Raw genomic sequence first — 17,517 nt, 5'->3', positions numbered from 1 at the left:
ACATGGTCTACACGCTGAAGGAGCGGCTAACGTATACCCTCGCTGGCCTGGCTATGCTGGGGCTGGTCGTGGTCTACGCGCTTGAATTCGCATGGTTCAACCGCACATTGGATATGTCAAGCCTGGCGTTTTACAGTATGGGCCTTGGTGGCTGCCTCGGCCTTGCACTGGGGCACTACGCAGCCCGGCGTGAAAGTGGGCTGACTGAAAAAATCCAGATTTATATTTTTTTTGGGCTTTCCTGTACTATTTTTGGGCCGCTGGCTGGCAGCCTGAGTAATCGGCTGCTCAGCCCTCCTGCAAAACCAACGCCGGTGGAGTTCGTTTCCCAAAGTGCCCGTTACGCCAGTCGCAGCGGGCCCATAGCCGGAGAAAAACCAGCTCCGAATGTCTTTGAAATCGAATTCTACTACCGGCAGGAAATTCGGGAAATCACCAGCCTGGCCCCTTATCCCAGTACCCTGGAACGGGGCGACACCGTCCTGATCAGTATCAAACCGGGACTGTGGGGTTGCGAGGTTATTCAAAAGAAAGCGGCGGTACAATGATTCAGCAACAACAATCACTGCAGGCTTACAATACCTTTGGCATAAACGCTAAAGCGGCTTTCTTTTCGGATATAGAAAGCCCTGAAGTGCTACAGGACCTTCGCCGGCAGCACCCGGAGCGACCTGTATTTGTCCTGGGCGGCGGCAGCAATCTTCTCCTGACCCAAGACCTCGACCAATGGGTACTGCACAACCGGATTATGGGAAAATCTGTCCTTGCTGAAGATACAGACACCACCTTGGTGCGCATCGGCGGGGGTGAAAACTGGCATGAAACCGTACTTTGGGCACTGGAACAAAACCTGGGAGGGCTGGAAAACCTGTCGCTCATACCCGGCACCGCCGGAGCTGCTCCCATTCAGAATGTCGGGGCTTACGGAGTGGAATTGTCAGATGTCTTCGAACGGCTGGAAGCGATTGACCTGAGTACAGGCAAAGCGCTGGAGTTTACAAAAGAGGACGCTGCCTTTGGCTACCGGGACAGCCTGTTCAAGCGGTCTCTGAAAGGGCAAATCTTTATCACTCATATCCACCTCAGGCTCACGCGCCGGCAACACCACCTCAACACCAGCTATGGTGCCATACCCGAAACGCTGGAGCAGTGGGGCATTCAACAGCCGGAGCCCAAAGACATCAGCCGGGCGGTCATCCATATCCGTCAAAGCAAACTGCCGGACCCCGCAGAACTGGGTAACAGCGGCAGCTTTTTTAAAAACCCGGTGATTGCCAATGCCCGCTTTGAAGCCTTACGGGACCAGCACCCTGCTATTCCCGGATATCCGCAGGGAGATACGCATACCAAAGTTCCTGCCGGGTGGCTGATTGAGCAGGCTGGGTGGAAGGGCAGGCGCATCGGGAATGTGGGTACTTACCACCAACAGGCGCTCGTCCTGGTCAACCACGGGGGAGCCACCGGGGCGGAAGTCTGGGCGCTGGCGCAACAGATTATGGAAGATGTGGAGCGGCAGTTTGGCATTGCCCTCAAACCGGAAGTCAATGTGCTGTAAACTGAGACGCGAATCATGAACAACGACCAATCCATGCAACACCAGTTCCTGATCATCGAGGGAAACATCGGCGCTGGTAAGACTACCCTTTCGCAAATGCTGGCTGAAGATTTCGGCTTTAAACTCCTGCTCGAAGAGTTTGCTGACAATCCCTTTCTGCCACATTTCTACCAAAATCCGGACCGCTATGCCTTCCCGGTGGAGCTCTTCTTCATGACCGAGCGCCACAAGCAATTGCAGCAGGAACTGGCACAGCGCGACCTTTTTCAGGAGGGCATCGTTGCGGATTATATCTTTTACAAAACCCTGCTTTTTGCCCGCAACAACCTCAATACCGAAGAATACCGATTGTTCCAGCGTTTATTCAACATTCTGAATGCAGCTTTCCCAAAGCCGGACCTGCTCGTGTACCTCCACCGTTCCGCAGACCGCCTTATGGACAACATCCGCAAACGGGGGCGGGCCTTTGAACAGGAAATCGAGCCCTCCTACCTGCAGGAAATCCAGCAATCCTACTTTGAGTTTTTCCGCTCTAACGAACAACTCCCTATCCTGATCATCGATATTGAGGACCTGGACTTCCTGAACAACCCTGAAGATTATCAGAAAATCCTTGACCTCATCAACCGGCCCTACCGGCCAGGGCTGCACCGGGCCAGTTTTTATTAGCCATTAACCCGTTTTGCAAAGTCGATAAAGAAATCCAGGGCCTCCGGATTGCGCATGGCATCACGGTTAGCCGCTTTTTCCACCGGGTGCCCGAGCAGGATTTTCTTCACCGGTGCCTCCAGCTTTTTGCCGCTAATGGTATAGGGGATATCGGCCACCTCAATGATATCATCTGGCACATGACGGGGCGAATACGTTTGTCGGAGGGTGGTCTTTAATTCCGCTTTAACGGTTTCTGTCAGCGCTTCTCCCTCATTCATTAGTACAAACAAAGGCATGTAGTGCCGCCCGCCTTCCAGCTCCAGGTTCACAATCAGGCTGTCCTTTATGGCTTTCACCTTATTAACCGCCCGGTAGATTTCCGCAGTGCCGATGCGGACGCCGTGCCGGTTGAGCGTTGCGTCTGAGCGGCCCAGGATAACCAGGGAATCCCGACTGGTAATTTTCACCCAGTCGCCGTGCCGCCAAATGCCAGGGAACAGTTCAAAGTAGCTTTCCCGGTAACGGGCCTTGCCGGCATCATTCCAAAAGTAGACCGGCATGCTGGGCATCGGTTTTGTGATCACCATTTCTCCAACTTCATCGTCCAGCGGCTGCCCGTCCTCATCGTAGGCATACAAGGCGCAGCCAAGGGCACGGCACTGAATTTCGCCCATGTAGACCGGGCGTTCCGGGCAGCCGCCCACGAATGCCGTACAAACATCCGTGCCGCCGCTCATCGAACAAAGCCAGAGGTCTTCCTTGATATGCTGATACACATAATCGAAAGCTTCCGGTGGCAGGGGCGCGCCCGTTGAGCCAATAGATCGCAGTGCGCTGAGGTCGAAATCTTTGGAAGGATTGATGCCACGCTTCATACTCGCCACCAGGAAGGGCGCACTCGTACCGAAGTGGTTGATCTTCGCCTTTTCGGCAAATGCCCACATGACGTTCATATCCGGGTAGGCGGGGCTGCCGTCGTATAGTACCGGCGTGGCCCCCGCCAGCATAGCCGCCTGCACGAAGTTCCACATCATCCACCCTGTAGTGGAGAACCAAAAGAAGCGCTCTCCGGGATGTACGTCATTGTGAAAAGCCAGGTACTTCAGGTGTTCCAGCAGCACGCCGCCGTGGCTATGGGTAATCGCTTTGGGGATACCTGTGGTGCCTGAGGAGTACAGCACCCAGATAGGATGAGCAAACGGGACCGGCTCAAACGCTAACCCATCGTGGGGAGTACCGAGAGCATCTGCCCAGCTTACAGCTTTAGGAATCGCCGCTGCCTCGGCACTTTCATTCAGGAAAGGAACGAGAACGATCCGCTTCAAAGTGGGCAGTGCCGCTACAATCTCCTGTACCACCTCAATTTTATCGTAGGGCTTACCATTATAAGTATAGCCATCCACAGCGATCAGCACCTTAGGCTCGATTTGCTGGAAACGGTCCGTTACGCTGCTGGTCCCGAAGTCCGGCGAGCAACTCGACCAGACGGCGCCCAGCGAGCAGGCAGCCAGGAAAGCAATGCTTGCCTCTTCGGTATTGGCCAAAAACCCAACGACCCGGTCGCCTTTTTCCACGCCCTGCGCCTGTAGGAAAGCCGCAAATGCTGCCACCTGTTCTTCCAGCTCCGCCCAGCTGAGGCTGTGCAAGGGCCGGGTTTCGGACTGTGCCATCAGGGCAGGGTGCGCGGTAGTCCGGTTGCGAAAAATATGCTCTGCGTAATTCACCGTGCTCCCTTCAAACCATTTGGTATCCGGCATAGGGTCATCTGACATGACCTGAGAATACGGCTGATGTGCGATAATGTCAAAATAATCCCAAAGGGATGCCCAGAAGTCGGCTGGTTCGGCCACTGACCAAGACCAAAGCGTCTCGTAGTCGTCAAAGTTCAGTTGGTGGTGCCTGCTAAGCCACTGCCGGTAGTGAGCCAGGCGGGATTGCGCCCGGAAGGCCTCGGTAGGCGCCCACAGCTGCCGGGGTTGATCAATCATAAATTTGGTTTTACGGTGGTACGGCTGGATTCCTGCCTTTCAAAAGAAAGGTGCGAAAAATCATCCTGCCATTACGCACTGTTGGTTGTGTAATGGCCGGGAAAATAACTATTTTCCTCAAACCAAAAACAAACCTTTGAAAATCAATTATTTAAACTCAAAAAAGACACTCAGTTGAAAATATCTTAAAAAAACACCGTGCCGTAATCGGTAACGGTACTTTAATCCTTAGTCAATCGCAATATACAAACACTGAAGACATCGATAACTCCAAATACTTAAAAATCGGGGTAGGTACCAAATCTGCCTTTTTTTTGCACCCTATTTAAAAAGTTGCGATATTAGCAACAATCTTACTAAATAGACATGGTGTATCAACTACCGCTCTTCGAGCAGGAGCCTGAGTATAAAGAACCGACCGTGCCGGAAAAAATGCAGCGTATGTTGGAGGATCCGGACTGCAAAATCCTAATCGCTTTTTCAGGCGGAAAGGATAGCGTGGCTATGGTATTGTACTTACTGGATATGGGCATACCGAAAAGCAGAATGGAGCTCCACCACCACGATGTGGACGGGCATGGCAGCAACTTGTTCGACTGGCCTTGCACGCCGAGCTACTGTCAGGCGTTTGCCGATGCGTTTGAGCTGCCTATTGTTTTCTCCTGGAGGCAAGGCGGCATCCAGCGGGAAATATACCGGGAAAACGAGGGATTGCAGGATGTGTACTACCAGACCGATCGGTTGCACCATCTGCCATCACGCAAGGGCAGCAGTACCAGGAGGAAATTCCCGGCGGTGGCGGCTGACCTTCGGACGCGGTGGTGCTCCAGTGTGGTCAAAATTGATGTACTTAGCCGGGTGGTGAATGACCGGTTCAAGTCGGGCAATCTGCTGATCCTGACCGGCGAACGGCGGCAGGAAAGTGCTGCCCGGAGCAAATACACAGAGTTTGAAAAATACCGATCCTGGACGAAGAGCCGAAACGCATGGCAGTGGCGGCCGGTAATCGACTTTCACGAGAAGCAGGTTTGGGACTTGTACGAAAAGTACCGGGTGCAGCCTCATCCTTGCTACGAGCTGGGATGGAGCCGGTGCAGTTGCCAGTTGTGCATCTTCAGCAGCCCAAATACTTGGGCAAGCATCAATGAGCTGGCCCCGTGGAAGATCGACGAGCTGGCTGAAATGGAGGAAGACCTTAGCCATACCCTCTACAACGGATTGCAAATCCGGCAGAAAGTGGCAAAGGGGCGCTCCTTCCTCCGCCCGGATATGGTACAGCGCTGGGGCAAAGAAGTCATGGGCGAGTTCAACAGCCCTATCTTCATCAGCAACTGGCGGCATCCGGAGGGGGCATTCTCCCGGGAGCTATCCGGGGCAATTTAAGGGCTATATGCCTGCAATGAAAGAAAAGCAGCAGCACCTTAGCCCGTAGGACTGAAGCAAAAGCATCTAAATATTGCTATTTAAGCAACTTTTTATATCTTTGTAAAGCTTACCAAGATGATCCTATCTCTTTAAGCTTACCTTCTTAAAGTGCATATTTGTTTGTTTCAAAACGCCCAGCCTCTCAATCTGGGCGTTTTCTCTTTGTTGCGAATTTCACAACTTATGCCTATCTTAGGGGTTCTCTTTACTAAGAATAAATGTGGTATTCCTACACCATGTACGAAAAAATAAAACTAAAAAAAACGCTTTCATCCGGGAGGGTAGCACATACCAGCTTACTACCTACAAAAGAAGGCTTCGTGGAAATACTAATGAGCGGCTGGCAGACCGTCGATAATGAGGTACTTTTCCTTCGCCTACAAAAGAAATGGTTCGATATGATAGCCAAGGGGGAAAAGAAAGAGGAATACAGGGACTTGTCCAGGTACTGGGCCATACGGCTATTGCCTGAGCATAAGCGCGAACAGGTGCTGCATGACTGGAACCCGGCGCCAACCAGAAATCTGGTAGCTTTCCATCAGCCTAAGAAACCCTGGCAGTATGCGCTATTCGTGAATGGCTACGCCAGCACCTCACCGGCAGTTCTGGTAGAATTCTTCCAGCTTGCTGCCACGAATGTCACTAAGCCAGAATGGGGCGGACAGCCAGGCAAACCCTGTTTCGCCATCCACCTGGACAGTGTGCTCAACTACAGCAATCTCGATCCGGAACTGGAATATGAGGTTTACAATAACAAAAGAAAGCAAACAACATGACAGAAGAGAACCACATCAGGGTACTCGGCGGCATCACCATTCTTCTAGCCTGTATAGCCGTAGCTATGAAAGCAGCAGATCCAGAAGTACTCGGAGATGTTATTCAGACCGATCAGGGGTTAGGCCTAATTTCTGAGCGCTTTATAAACATCGAGGGCGAACTGCTGTACAAAGTAGAGTTGCTTAATGGCAAAAACGAATCAATCATCGTGAATGCGGGCATGCCAGCAATCAACCCTTGATTTGCCTCAACCCCTCCCCCATCGTATCTCTATTGGAAAGAGCTATTAGCAACCGACCAACAACCTCTAGCCCATAGACTACAAAGACAAGGAGCCGAGCGTGAGCCCACCAACGAAGGCTGGAAAGAATACCGCAATGCTATGACAGTCTTCAAGGACAAAGCCGCCAGAGTGCTGTCCCCAGTCCTTTTCGGGCGTGTAATGATTAGCATCATCACAGCACATGAAGTAATGCTCGAAAGATCAAAAGTTGCCCAAAAGGCATCTTTTACTTGAATTGTAGGCGCTTGAGAAGTATCAAATGGGTTTTTAGATGTTTGAGGCAGGGCGTGTTCTGCCTTTTTTATTCTCCCCCAAAGCCAAAGCCCAATTATCGCCTAAATAGCAACTTTTTTTGCTATCTTACCAATATTATCTTTGATGCATTTAAATCGTTTTAGCCGGAGCCTTCACGCTTCGGTTTTTTTTGTGCCTTCCGGATTTTAATCATTATTAAGACTGCTTTTACTAAGCGCGATCGGAGCGCGGGCTTTCGGTCCCCTGGCTGTCCAGAGAAAGAGGATTTAGCCGTCATTTGTAAAGGTGCATAGGTTTAAGTATGCGGCTAAAATATTAAACCTGATTATTTACCCGGCGCTTTTAAGGCAACTTTTGAAAAAAAACTACTCCAATATATCATCCAACAACTCATCCAGCCCATACTCTTCTATAAGTTCTGGATTTTTTGTTTTCATATCCTGACGCATGCGCTTCAGCTCCCTTAATAAGAGTTTCATCACGATGCTCTCTGCCTGGGCTATCTCTTTCGCGCTGCTTTCTTCCAGGAGCTTTGCCTCATGAGCTGGTATGTTTTCCGCAGCGTTTCCGGTGGCGGACCAATCTGGGTCTACATTAAAAGGGGGCGGGCTTACCCATTTCGGTTCTTCCCCCATTATGAACCAGTTCAGGTTTACGTGTGGAAAAACCTTCTTTACTGCTTCGCAAAGATCAATTTTGGGGACTTTCGTCCGACCAAGCAAAAACATTTTTATTGCATTAATGCCATAATCCCCTTTTTCAGCAAAATCTTTTTGAGAAAAATTATGCGAATCTAAAAGGTACTTAAGGCGCTGTTTTACAGACATTTAAAAAAATAGTAAGTGAAAGTTAAGATTTCTATACACTAAAAAAGTGTATTTAAACTTGTTTATTGGGTGTAAATACACTTACTTTGACCTATCAAACAACCCTAGCTATACACAGATAGAAATAATCTACAATAGCCAAATCAATAAAACATTGATTTGATTGTCAAAGGTATGTTTGTTACTAAGCAAGTTGGTGCATACGCCTTACGACCGGCCGTGCAAAGCGGTCGCAATAAAGGATCGTTCTGCTTACCATTTCAAAAGTACAAAATTCTATCCAAATGTTACAAAAAGGCAAACCTATCAAACCACTCGTTGAGGAGGCATTTCCCGCCGGGTTTGAGAACATCCACGAAGTTGTTGGGTGCACCCGTAACAAAGCCACCAGAGTACTCGATGGCGATGGCAGGTTCTTCCTCACTGCTGAGGAAGTCCGCTCTTGGGCGAAAGTGCTGAGCGTTGAGCCTTACGAGCTCTTATTCGAGTATGGCTGCGGCTACGAGCGCCTTAACAGCAATGAAATCAACCAATTCGTAAACGCAGCGGGCAAGAGCCTGCAAATTGACCTGATAGAACACGCCGCCTAACCATGACCCAGCAAGTCCACGACATATCAGCACCCACCACAGATCAGGAGCGCATCATAGCGCTGCTAAGCCTGCAAGTAGCTGAAATGCAGCGGCAAAACAAAGTCCTGGAGCAAAACAACCAGCTTCTTAAGAACTTGCTAAGCGCCCAGCAGCGCAACAACAGCCCTTGGATGACACAAAAGGAGGCTGCTGTAGAGCTGGGCATCGCTACTAAGCAGAAAAAGCACTTTGTGCGCGTCCTGAATCACCTGCACGAAATCGGGCGTTTGCCTACCGTGCAAGGCGTAAACAACCGGCAGTTTAGCCGTCAGGAGGTGAAAGAGCTTTCACGCAAAATTCAGGAAGGGAGAGTGGTCATTCCGACTTACACCCAGCTTATCACATAGAAGTTTTGATTTATGCCCTGTCTCTCCGCTTTGGGAAATCGGACAGTAAGGAGTCAGGCAGGTAAAAGCCCCCGCCCAAACGAGGGCCGGGCAAGCCGGGCGAAGGTTGTTCTTGTTGGGAAACTCGCAACCGCCCGGCTAATTTTGAAGATCACGAGTAGTCATTTTTTCATGAGTCTTATGGTTTAGTTATCCATCATAGACCGGAGGGTTTTAAAGTTTTCCCTCCGGGCTTTTGACTACCGATCAAAATAGCATTGTTTACCCGTATGAGGTTTATCCGTATGGGGTTTACCCGTATGGGGCAATTGGGCCTCCTCGGAGGCATCATGGGGTTATTCCATGCAGTCGGGCTTAGTACCGGCTGCATTTTGAAGCACAATCATGAATCAACGGCAACTAATCTATCAGAAACAACTGAACCGCACGGCAGGCAATACCACGCCGTGTACTGGTTTGTCAAGATAACTCTTTTCTAATCTGAGCGGCAGACGGGGCAGGACGGGAGTAGTCCTGCCCCAATATGGGCCCTGAAAACTCAAGAGAAATGGACGTAGAAGAGCGCATCGAACTACAGCGGCAGCATAGCGACCTATCAAAAAAGATAAATACCGCCGCGTACTATGCCGAGCATGGGTTCAGCTTTGCCAGCTTAACTAAGCCTGAAACGGCTGAGGTGTTCACATTGCAGACCGATGAGGACAACTGTCCGGCAAACATCATGAAAGATGCTGCAAGACGTATCGAATCGTACTACCTGAGTCGATATAAGGCAATCAGTGCGCAACTCGAAAAAGACCGCCAGAGCGATGATTAGATTCGTGCCTCAACGGGTATTCTCGAAGGGAGAAGTGAATGTAAAGATCACTCTTCGTGTTAATGGGCAAGCCCGCGACATAGCCACCGTTCCCGGCGACAAAATAGAACGTTTACAGGCGGCAATAGAACGCCGGATGCTAAACAAATACGCACAACACATAGCCAACCGGTTACTAAGCCAGATTGGACAACCCAGTCAGCGGTTCGGGCGCTTCGCCCGGTCGGTGCAGCAGTTGCCCCAAGAGGGCTATATCCCGGCGCTAACAAACAAACTCGGGCAACTGGAGCGGTACGTAGAGTACTATCCATCCAAGGGCTTGAAAAGAGACTTCTTTACGCTAAAGGAGGTCATCAAACACTATAAAAGGGAGCCTGCATCTTCTATTGCTTAACCAAGCACAGAAGCGTTCCTGCAAGATTGTCGCAGGCTCCCTCAATTTTGGGCCGAAGTAGCAGCTGCTACTCATCATAATGAGACTTTCTCACCGCCGCTTAGTTGCGGCGGTGAGCTAAGTGAAAATCTTACTAAGAAAAATTAGTGCAATGTCTGTACACTTAACATCAATCAAAGGCGACAAAGTTCAACGGCGGCGCTATGCTGTGAATGCTGGACGTACCAAGCTCCTGATCAAGGAATACATTACCTGGTACAACGAGCAGCAGGAGGACAACAAGAAGCGCATCAAGAACGCCAGGCACCTTGCACTATGCTTAGTAGACCTCTATGCTAAACAGTTTGTCCGCTGGCAGGCTATAATGGGCTACGACGTAGAAATCACCAACGAGAACTTGCCCCGCGTAAGCGTCAATAACGAGTTTCTGGGCGACGAACTAGGCAAGTCTGGTCGCACCATCCGGAACTACCGGAAGAAGCTCGCACAAGCCGGGATTTTGATACCTGTAAGCGACTCGGAAGGCAACAAGGCCTTCCGAGTCGACCACGGCTGGCAAAGCAACTACGAATTGGCGCTAAACCCCCGTCTTCTCTGGATTGTGAGCAATTTGCACACCGCCCGAGTCGAGGTTCAGGGAGTGCCGAATTACTTCGCACCAATGCAAATTTTTCCACCTACAAGTACATGTTACCTAACAAGTACTATAACAAGTACTGTTAGCGGAAAAAAACACGAACCCCCTGTTGATAACTTACAAGAACCGGGGAACAGGAACGGCCAAAGTAGACAGATGCCCATACAGGATGAAACAAGAACCAACGAAAAGGCCGCGGGCGGCGCGGAAAAATTGACCGAAGAGGGCCGGGGCGCGGCCGAAGCCGCTGAATCTAGCCGTAAAAAGGCGGTCCGGGGCTTCTCCAAGGCCCTTTTCAACCGCTCCAAGACCTGGCTTTACCCCGGCGAGCCCTTCAAAGCCGCCGACAAAGAGCGCATCATCCAAAAAATTGAAGTGCTATTCGGGAGAGCACCGGAGGAGAAGCTACTGAAGATATACACAACCTACATACAACGCCTGAAACTTGCCCAGCTCTACTGGCACAGCGAGGTAGGAGCCCTGCCGGAAGCCGAGGTCTTCTTTGACCCCAGCGCATCAGTGGAAAACTTCACCAAAACCAGGGAATGGTGGCGCGATGAGGAAAAATATCCCCTGCCAGAGCGGCAAACGTACCGCATTCAGGCCGCTGCCCGGCTTTCGGGCCGGGGTCGGTTCAAAGGCACCAACCAACTCGGGGACGTGCTGAATTACTAAACAAAGATAAAATCAAATTTTGATGAGAAATGATCGGACAGGAAAATATACAGCTAAATACAGGGTTGTATTGAAACCCGTTGTATACACCAAACGATTTGCTTATTGCAACAAGGACGATGAATCCTACCGAAAAGGCCCTTTGCTACCCTTCTATGTAAACAACCGTAATAAAGTACGGCGATTTCCATACCCCAAAAACGCTAAGATTAGTTCAGAGAACGGCGAAGTTCCAGCCGTATATGCAGAAGTGTATTTGAATTATTATGCTGGCTACGGCAAATGGAATGAGCTACCCATAGCGATTTATACGGCTAAAAGCGGATGGAACAATGATGTGAGCAGCTTCAAAAAAATTAGAGGCGACGAAGATGCACACCTGGAAGCCAGAAAAGAAGAACTTCAAAAATTACAAGAAGCATGAACCCAGTCAAGCCAACGATTAACGGAAAGGTCAGCGTGACCATGACAGACGAAGAGTGGACGGTGATGATCCACGCCCTCCGCCAGCGTATGGCCCGCCTTACTAAGGCAGATCCAGTTGAACTCTGGTGGCTGCTCGAAGAAACCCTAGAGCGCGTTGAGGACAACCGCCGCAGCAACATCCAGCTTACTAAGGCGCAATTCTTTGCACTGTTTAGCCCGGAAACTATGCGGCATACCGATGAGCCGTTTCAAAATATTACTAAGCGCTGCATGGAACCGTTGCGGCAGCAATTTACTAAGGACGTGCGGCACACCCAAAACCTGTACCGCAGTCTCAAAACCGCTCAAAATTACTAAGGACAAATCAACCAATTTACTAAGGACATGCGGTATACCCGAAACTTGTACCGCAGTCTCAAAACCGCTTAAAATTACTAAGGACAAATGGACGTAATTCTACTCAAATCACCGCCTAAAAAAGTGGCAAGACTACATACAGGCACGGTAAGATTTTTAGATCAATGCTTGACTGATATAAGTGTTGATCCTGCCACTACCATGCTTGAACATGAGGGCAAATGGTACAAAAGAGTTGTCGTGGCAGAGAACTCTAACGACAAAAGCGCAAAGCCAACCGCTTTTTTTGGGGAAGCCGAGATAACAGTGATTGTGCCGACAATTGTAAGTGGGGGGGTCTTGGAGTTTTACGATTACGAGAAATACGTAAATGATAACCAAGCCACCATCAATTAAATAAAAAGGGAGGCGAGCCCAGTAAAGACAACGCCTCCCATTATGAACAAAGACCATGCAAGATACGAAAATTATGCCACCAAACGTAGCCCTAAACGGCGCAGAGCTTGCCCAAAAGCTCCAGTTGAACCCGGAGGATGAGTTCAAGGCATGGCGCAAGCTGTATAAGTATCTGAATGCTCAGGGCATCAAAATGAGTGCAGAAGATACCATCTACGAATCAGTAGAAGCCCAGATCGTGCAGCACTATGCCAGCAATCGCAACGTGCGCATCGCCAACGCTGCCCGGATCTTCGCTAAAGAGCGCGACATCTTCCTGGAAGACTACAGCCTGCAGAAAGATGCGCCCAGTAAGCCAGCACCCCAGCCAACGCCAGAAAAGCCCAAAACCTCAGTAAAATCAACGCCTGAGCCGCTCAAAGGCGCTCCTTTGGCAGCAACAATTGCAGAAAAGCCAACGCCGATACAGCTGCATGGCATCGTCTATCTGATCTCCCTCATGCTGGCCGGTGTGGTCTTTGTGGGATTTGATGGGTTCTCGGCAGCTATGATCGTCATACAGACTTATGCCGATATACCGGAGGACGGGAACCGCCTCCACGCCATCAGTCAAGCGGTGCAGTCCTTGGGCAACAACCCCGTTTTGCTCTACGCCGTCATCATGGCTATTCTGATGGGCATTGCCATCGGCTACATCACCATCGTGACCATAGTCAAATGGGAAGGCGACCAGGAATACAAGAATGCCCTGAAGGCGCTATTCTCCGTCTTCCAGTTCGTCCTGCATGTATTTGCTATGCCGGAGAAGAACGCAGGCATGATCATCCTATCCGTAGGGCTCACCCTCGCCACCTTTGGCGTGACCGTAGCTCTCGATAACGCTATAAACGGAAAAGCATGAGCCTTATGAATGACCTACGCGCCTGGTTCCGCCGGGCCATCCTGAACGAATACGACCCCACGGGCTACGTTCGCCCGGCATCCCCTTCGCCTACTAAGGCAGAACGGAAGGGAGCTGCCCAGGGACTGGGAGAAGAATATACGGTAGTAGGCACCAACGTCTACATGAACGACCCGGACCTCGAAACACCCGCCAGCGCCAGCGCCGAAAGCCAGGTAGATATGAAGCTTCGCCTTGAGCGCGGGACTAAGAAGGAACTGACCGAGCTGGATATTCTCCTGCTGAATGAGAAGAACCTGAACGTCGGCGTTGCCATCCACCTGAAGCCGTACTGGATCATCGGTACCGGCCGCAAAGAAGCCAGCGCCATTCTGACCCGGAAGTTTGGCGAGAACAAGGGCTATAGCGTCAGCAACATCGGCGCAATCTACGCGGTCTTGTCTGCTTCGCGCAAGCAGGAATTAGAAAATCAAACTGTAAATCAATAACCCTATCATTATGAGTAATTCAATATATGGCATCCGCCGCACTGCTCAGGAAATCCATTGGCTGAAAAAGACTTGGTTTCAGTGCTACTGCACTTTTGTGCTGCACACCGCCGAAGGTTTTGGCTTTCACCGAGACGAGCTGGAAAACTTTGAAAAGGACTGGCGCTACCAAATGGATATTTGGGAAGAAGACCCTTGCTATGATTTGGACTTTGATCTAGAAGGCAGGTTCCTACCTTTTTCTAAGGAGATTAAAGCTATCCAGGAGCATCATGTAAAACTTTGGGGAGAGACAGCTTTATCGAGTAGCGCGAAAGCAGCAACAGAGCTGGGGATGAGCCCGCAGGCAGCAAAGGAATTTGTTGATCTCAAAATGAAAGTGCGGCATTTAGAAAAGCGCTTTGAGAGGATGGTAAGCAACATGCCTATCGAAAAACGCCGGGCAATCAATGACCATTATTAAAACCTGACACCTGACTGGACACCCCGGTCTGACATTCGACCGGACACCTGTCCAGTCAAACGGACACGACACCAATAAACCACAACTGGACAGCCCGACACTAAAACCTGACACCACAACCCGACACCCGGACAAGTGTCAGCCCGACAACCGGACAGGTGTTCAGACAGGTGTCCAGTAAAAAACCTGACAGGTGTCCAGTCGGCACCCGACACCCGACCGGACACCGAAACCTGACACCAACTTCCAAGCCGCCCCGGAACGCCGGGCGGCCTCCCAAAGCAAGCAAAACAGGCATAGATCAAGCCAGGGAGCAGCCCCTCCCCCACCAGGAAAGGGGCTGAAACCGCCGCCCCAGTACAATTACGTACAATCGTACACAGGGCAACTGATTATCAATTAGTTACGAGTACAAAATTTAGACACATGCCTGTACAATCACGTACAAAAGCGTACAAAAACACCCCCTTTTACCGCCAAATGGAGGCGAAATTCCAGCAGATAGACCCCCAGCTCGCCCGCGAGTGGGAAGAACTCTGCGAGCGCACCGAGATGCGTATGGAGGGTCATGACTTACCCAGCCGCAACCCTGTCCAGCGTAGTGTCCAGCACATTGTCCAGACAATTGTCCGGCACCCTATTGGACACCTGTCCGGACAGTACGCCCGACACCTGTCCACTGTCGCCGCCCGTGGTGTCCGACACATCGCGGTAGCGTTCTGGACAGTCGGACTAGACACCTGTCAGGCAATCGGCCGATGGGTGTCCAAAACGATAGCTGACATGAACAACCCGCACTACGAACTTGATGATGTCGACTGGCGCGACATCCCGGACAAGTACGGCAACCGGTGGGAACAGGAGACATACGAGCCCCGGCAAGGTTGCGGGAAAAACAACGTTAAAATCAACATTGAAATCGAAGTAAATCAAAGAGCATGATCAACTTTATCAAAAACAACGTAGACCACATCACCCTGATCTTTGTAGCGTCGGCTACCATCATGATCTCCCTCGTTTTCGGCATCACAGGATTTGCGATTATCGTATTCCCCGCCATGCTGCTGTATTACTATGCCCACAAATGGCAAATTGCACGGGAGATAAGGTTGCTGATGGAAAAGTATGCCAGACAGGTAGACGACATATTTGTATATGCCGAAGACGAGCAGGACGATACGGTCAAAGCCCGGGCCATGGAGGAAGTACACCTGTTAAAAGACAGCCAAAACGCTGAGTATGCAGCAGGCAAGCTCAAAGTCATCATTATGTACTACGAGCACAACCCGGTAGAAGACCTGGAAGAAGTCGTTACAATGCCTTTTATCAACCCCCAACTGCACCGCTATCTGGTTATGGCGCCATCCTTCGACCGCTACTGCGAAGTGGCAGAAGAATGGGCGCACCGGCACCACGGCACTGCCCACAAAGCCAAAGCTGCTGACCGCTGGGCCAGTGACTGGACGGAGGCGGAGATTTTGAAGCAGCGGGGATGATGAATGTTCAATTAAAAGTTAACAGACAAATGGATTTGAACTATTTGAAATGGCTAAGAAACTTATTTCAGGATGAATTGGTAAAAGCATATCCCAATACATCTACTGCTTGCCTACGTAATGGTACCTGGCGAACCTTTTATCTAGGTGGCTGGGAGCCAAATACAGCAGCAGTTGAACTTCTACCCTCTTTGCAATGGACTACTACGCCGAAGCCTTAGTTCAATTTGAGCGCCGGACGTGGCGGGAAGACGGTCGGGCCTACTATCTGGCCCGGCTTGAAAAACGCCTGTTCGAGCTTTCCCGCGACCTCACGATAGCAGACTGGAAAGCCATCCGCAATGAGCACTACTGGAGGGATATAGCATGGGTTCAGACCCGCAGCTGGCCAACAATAGAAAAAGAGATTGCCATTAACAAGATCAGAGGTACGGCAATCCGGGAATATTTGGATTTTAAAACATCCTAATCATCATCAAAACCTTCACAAAATGAATAATAAATCAAAGCCAGTATGGCTGCGTTAATCGCAATGATTTGCACTTGCAGCCCTCAACTCGCCCACGCCCTGCCGCCAGCAGATCCGAGCGCTCCCCTACCGGAGCCGATGGCCATGCCGGACCATGAGTGCGTGTGGCAAGCCTGGAACAGCACAAGCAAACCCTTTTGCGGCATCTGCCGGAAACCACAAAATCAAATCATTGACGATGAAAGGTAGCCTACTTTATATTCCTGACACGCCAACGAACCGGCGAAAAATGAAGGCGGTATTTACCAAAGATAACGCCTCACCCTGCGAAAAATGCACGGAAGAATTTGCCACACCGGATGGAACGGCAGAAATCTACAAGTACAAGTCTGATGATGATTTTCATTGTCAGGCGGGCGCTGAGCAACTGGAACAGTTCAAACAGCAATTTGAAGGTGCTTACTTCACAAAGCCTATATGGGACGCCCGTATGCGGCATAATGAAAGGCACTGGTCTTTCAAAGATCGGGCCCGGAATACGATTCGCCTCATTTTTTGGGCTACGGTCGCAGCACTAATACTTTCTAAGCTATTATGAGTATGAGTCTGCACACTTTCTGGCTCAACAAAAACGAAGCCTATCCTTTGCTACCGGCACTCTTTTGGGTGCCGGCCGGCAAGGGGCAGTGGGCAATCTCCCTCTCCTGGTTCCGGGCTTGCGTGACGCTGATGATTACGCTCCCCCAGCTCGCCGGACAGCAGCAGGTAACTAAGGTCGAAAACGCCATCTGGCACCAACTGCCTATTGGCTTTGCGCTGGAATTGCCCGACATCGACGTAGTGCTTATCGCCTACGAAGTCCTGGAGGGACGCTACGAACTACAGTATTACGAAGAAGCAACGTACCAAAGCGACCTGCATATCCCGCATGAGCGCCTGACGTACTTCCACTACCGCACCCGGGAAGAACTCATGGCTGTGCTCAACGGCTACCTGAACGAAATTAAAAACCTATCCACCCTGGGCATTTTGTCCGCTAAAAAGTTGTGAAAATAGCAATATTCGCTACAATAATCAGTATCTTGGTACTCGTCCTTTTCCCAATTCTAGCCGCTGTCCTGACCCGTCAGGTAACCCGCAAATACGGCGAAAACGATGGACGCAAATGGTAAGCAATACGTGTACCGGGGCGACCAATTGGCAAAGCTCGGTCCTTATGCAGAGCGAACCTGCCGGGGCGTACTCCAGCCCAACGGGA

Annotated in this window: 24 protein-coding genes; 22 read left to right on the top strand and 2 right to left on the bottom strand. The window is 50.5% G+C overall.

Going from position 1 to position 17,517, the window contains the following annotated elements:
- Positions 1-2 precede the first annotated feature (2 nt).
- From ACO08I_RS00205 to ACO08I_RS00195, 3 genes are read left to right on the top strand one after another with little or no spacing between them, the layout of a single operon-like run.
- Positions 3-548 (top strand): hypothetical protein, encoded by a 546-nt coding sequence (locus tag ACO08I_RS00205; protein ID WP_282782404.1) that lies wholly within the window; start codon positions 3-5, stop codon positions 546-548.
- A complete protein-coding gene (murB, locus tag ACO08I_RS00200; protein ID WP_421948103.1) occupies positions 545-1,555 on the top strand; it encodes a UDP-N-acetylmuramate dehydrogenase in 1,011 nt (336 codons plus the stop codon). The genes ACO08I_RS00205 and murB overlap by 4 nt, the downstream gene beginning before the upstream one ends.
- Positions 1,556-1,570: 15 nt before the next feature.
- Positions 1,571-2,224: a deoxynucleoside kinase gene (locus tag ACO08I_RS00195; RefSeq protein WP_202965282.1), complete on the top strand. Its 654-nt coding sequence runs from the start codon at positions 1,571-1,573 to the stop codon at positions 2,222-2,224.
- Here ACO08I_RS00195 and ACO08I_RS00190 read toward each other — a convergent pair.
- Positions 2,221-4,194, bottom strand: coding sequence for an acetoacetate--CoA ligase (locus ACO08I_RS00190; protein ID WP_421948102.1), 1,974 nt, complete (start codon positions 4,192-4,194; stop codon positions 2,221-2,223). The two genes, ACO08I_RS00195 and ACO08I_RS00190, sit on opposite strands and share 4 nt — an antisense overlap.
- 366 nt (positions 4,195-4,560) lie before the next feature.
- Here ACO08I_RS00190 and ACO08I_RS00185 point away from each other — a divergent pair, with 366 nt between their 5' ends.
- From ACO08I_RS00185 to ACO08I_RS00175, 3 genes are all read left to right on the top strand, one after another.
- Positions 4,561-5,577 (top strand): phosphoadenosine phosphosulfate reductase family protein, encoded by a 1,017-nt coding sequence (locus tag ACO08I_RS00185; protein WP_421948101.1) that lies wholly within the window; start codon positions 4,561-4,563, stop codon positions 5,575-5,577.
- A gap of 362 nt (positions 5,578-5,939) precedes the next feature.
- On the top strand, positions 5,940-6,395 hold the full coding sequence (locus ACO08I_RS00180; protein WP_421948100.1) for an ASCH domain-containing protein: 456 nt from the start codon (positions 5,940-5,942) through the stop codon (positions 6,393-6,395).
- Complete coding sequence (locus ACO08I_RS00175; RefSeq protein WP_282782397.1) at positions 6,392-6,637, top strand: hypothetical protein; 246 nt, start codon at positions 6,392-6,394, stop codon at positions 6,635-6,637. The genes ACO08I_RS00180 and ACO08I_RS00175 overlap by 4 nt, the downstream gene beginning before the upstream one ends.
- Before the next feature lie 662 nt (positions 6,638-7,299).
- On the opposite strand, the gene ACO08I_RS00170 is transcribed toward ACO08I_RS00175, so the two are convergent.
- Positions 7,300-7,761: a helix-turn-helix domain-containing protein gene (locus tag ACO08I_RS00170; RefSeq protein ID WP_421948099.1), complete on the bottom strand. Its 462-nt coding sequence runs from the start codon at positions 7,759-7,761 to the stop codon at positions 7,300-7,302.
- 284 nt (positions 7,762-8,045) lie between these two features.
- Between ACO08I_RS00170 and ACO08I_RS00165 the strand changes: the two genes are divergently transcribed.
- The 16 genes from ACO08I_RS00165 to ACO08I_RS00090 all read left to right on the top strand — a co-directional run bounded on the left by ACO08I_RS00165 (position 8,046) and on the right by ACO08I_RS00090 (position 17,309).
- Positions 8,046-8,351, top strand: coding sequence for a hypothetical protein (locus ACO08I_RS00165; RefSeq protein ID WP_421948098.1), 306 nt, complete (start codon positions 8,046-8,048; stop codon positions 8,349-8,351).
- A gap of 2 nt (positions 8,352-8,353) precedes the next feature.
- On the top strand, positions 8,354-8,740 hold the full coding sequence (locus ACO08I_RS00160; protein ID WP_282782391.1) for a hypothetical protein: 387 nt from the start codon (positions 8,354-8,356) through the stop codon (positions 8,738-8,740).
- A 547-nt stretch (positions 8,741-9,287) separates the two neighbouring features.
- Entirely contained in the window at positions 9,288-9,557 is a 270-nt protein-coding gene (locus tag ACO08I_RS00155) for a hypothetical protein (protein ID WP_282782389.1), read from the top strand.
- Positions 9,550-9,951, top strand: a complete 402-nt coding sequence (locus ACO08I_RS00150; RefSeq protein ID WP_421948097.1) for a hypothetical protein — start codon at positions 9,550-9,552, stop codon at positions 9,949-9,951. Before ACO08I_RS00155 ends, ACO08I_RS00150 begins: the two co-directional genes overlap by 8 nt.
- 151 nt (positions 9,952-10,102) lie before the next feature.
- The gene (locus tag ACO08I_RS00145) at positions 10,103-11,263 is read left to right on the top strand and encodes a hypothetical protein (RefSeq protein WP_421948096.1); all 1,161 of its coding nucleotides are present in this window, start codon (positions 10,103-10,105) and stop codon (positions 11,261-11,263) included.
- A gap of 22 nt (positions 11,264-11,285) precedes the next feature.
- Positions 11,286-11,687 (top strand): hypothetical protein, encoded by a 402-nt coding sequence (locus tag ACO08I_RS00140; RefSeq protein WP_421948095.1) that lies wholly within the window; start codon positions 11,286-11,288, stop codon positions 11,685-11,687.
- A complete protein-coding gene (locus ACO08I_RS00135; RefSeq protein ID WP_421948094.1) occupies positions 11,684-12,046 on the top strand; it encodes a hypothetical protein in 363 nt (120 codons plus the stop codon). The genes ACO08I_RS00140 and ACO08I_RS00135 overlap by 4 nt, the downstream gene beginning before the upstream one ends.
- A gap of 87 nt (positions 12,047-12,133) precedes the next feature.
- Positions 12,134-12,442, top strand: coding sequence for a hypothetical protein (locus ACO08I_RS00130; RefSeq protein ID WP_282782381.1), 309 nt, complete (start codon positions 12,134-12,136; stop codon positions 12,440-12,442).
- Positions 12,443-12,497: 55 nt separating this feature from the next.
- A complete protein-coding gene (locus ACO08I_RS00125; RefSeq protein WP_421948093.1) occupies positions 12,498-13,343 on the top strand; it encodes a hypothetical protein in 846 nt (281 codons plus the stop codon).
- Between the two features lie 5 nt (positions 13,344-13,348).
- Positions 13,349-13,831 (top strand): hypothetical protein, encoded by a 483-nt coding sequence (locus tag ACO08I_RS00120; protein ID WP_421948092.1) that lies wholly within the window; start codon positions 13,349-13,351, stop codon positions 13,829-13,831.
- 10 nt (positions 13,832-13,841) lie between these two features.
- On the top strand, positions 13,842-14,294 hold the full coding sequence (locus tag ACO08I_RS00115) for a hypothetical protein (RefSeq protein ID WP_421948091.1): 453 nt from the start codon (positions 13,842-13,844) through the stop codon (positions 14,292-14,294).
- Between the two features lie 426 nt (positions 14,295-14,720).
- Positions 14,721-15,236, top strand: coding sequence for a hypothetical protein (locus tag ACO08I_RS00110; protein WP_421948090.1), 516 nt, complete (start codon positions 14,721-14,723; stop codon positions 15,234-15,236).
- A complete protein-coding gene (locus ACO08I_RS00105) occupies positions 15,233-15,790 on the top strand; it encodes a hypothetical protein (protein ID WP_421948089.1) in 558 nt (185 codons plus the stop codon). The genes ACO08I_RS00110 and ACO08I_RS00105 overlap by 4 nt, the downstream gene beginning before the upstream one ends.
- Positions 15,791-15,986: 196 nt before the next feature.
- Entirely contained in the window at positions 15,987-16,259 is a 273-nt protein-coding gene (locus ACO08I_RS00100) for a hypothetical protein (protein ID WP_421948088.1), read from the top strand.
- Between the two features lie 238 nt (positions 16,260-16,497).
- Positions 16,498-16,857 carry a hypothetical protein gene (locus tag ACO08I_RS00095; RefSeq protein WP_282782368.1) on the top strand — a complete coding sequence of 120 codons (360 nt, stop codon included), beginning with the start codon at positions 16,498-16,500 and terminating at the stop codon, positions 16,855-16,857.
- A gap of 2 nt (positions 16,858-16,859) precedes the next feature.
- A complete protein-coding gene (locus ACO08I_RS00090) occupies positions 16,860-17,309 on the top strand; it encodes a hypothetical protein (RefSeq protein WP_282782366.1) in 450 nt (149 codons plus the stop codon).
- Positions 17,310-17,517 lie beyond the last annotated feature (208 nt).

The sequence above is a fragment of the Phaeodactylibacter xiamenensis genome (genome assembly GCF_965229835.1).
GTDB classification, from domain to species: Bacteria; Bacteroidota; Bacteroidia; order Chitinophagales; family Saprospiraceae; genus Phaeodactylibacter; species Phaeodactylibacter xiamenensis.
Note: the sequence above shows the minus strand (reverse complement) of the source record. Positions and strands in the feature narration are given on the sequence as shown.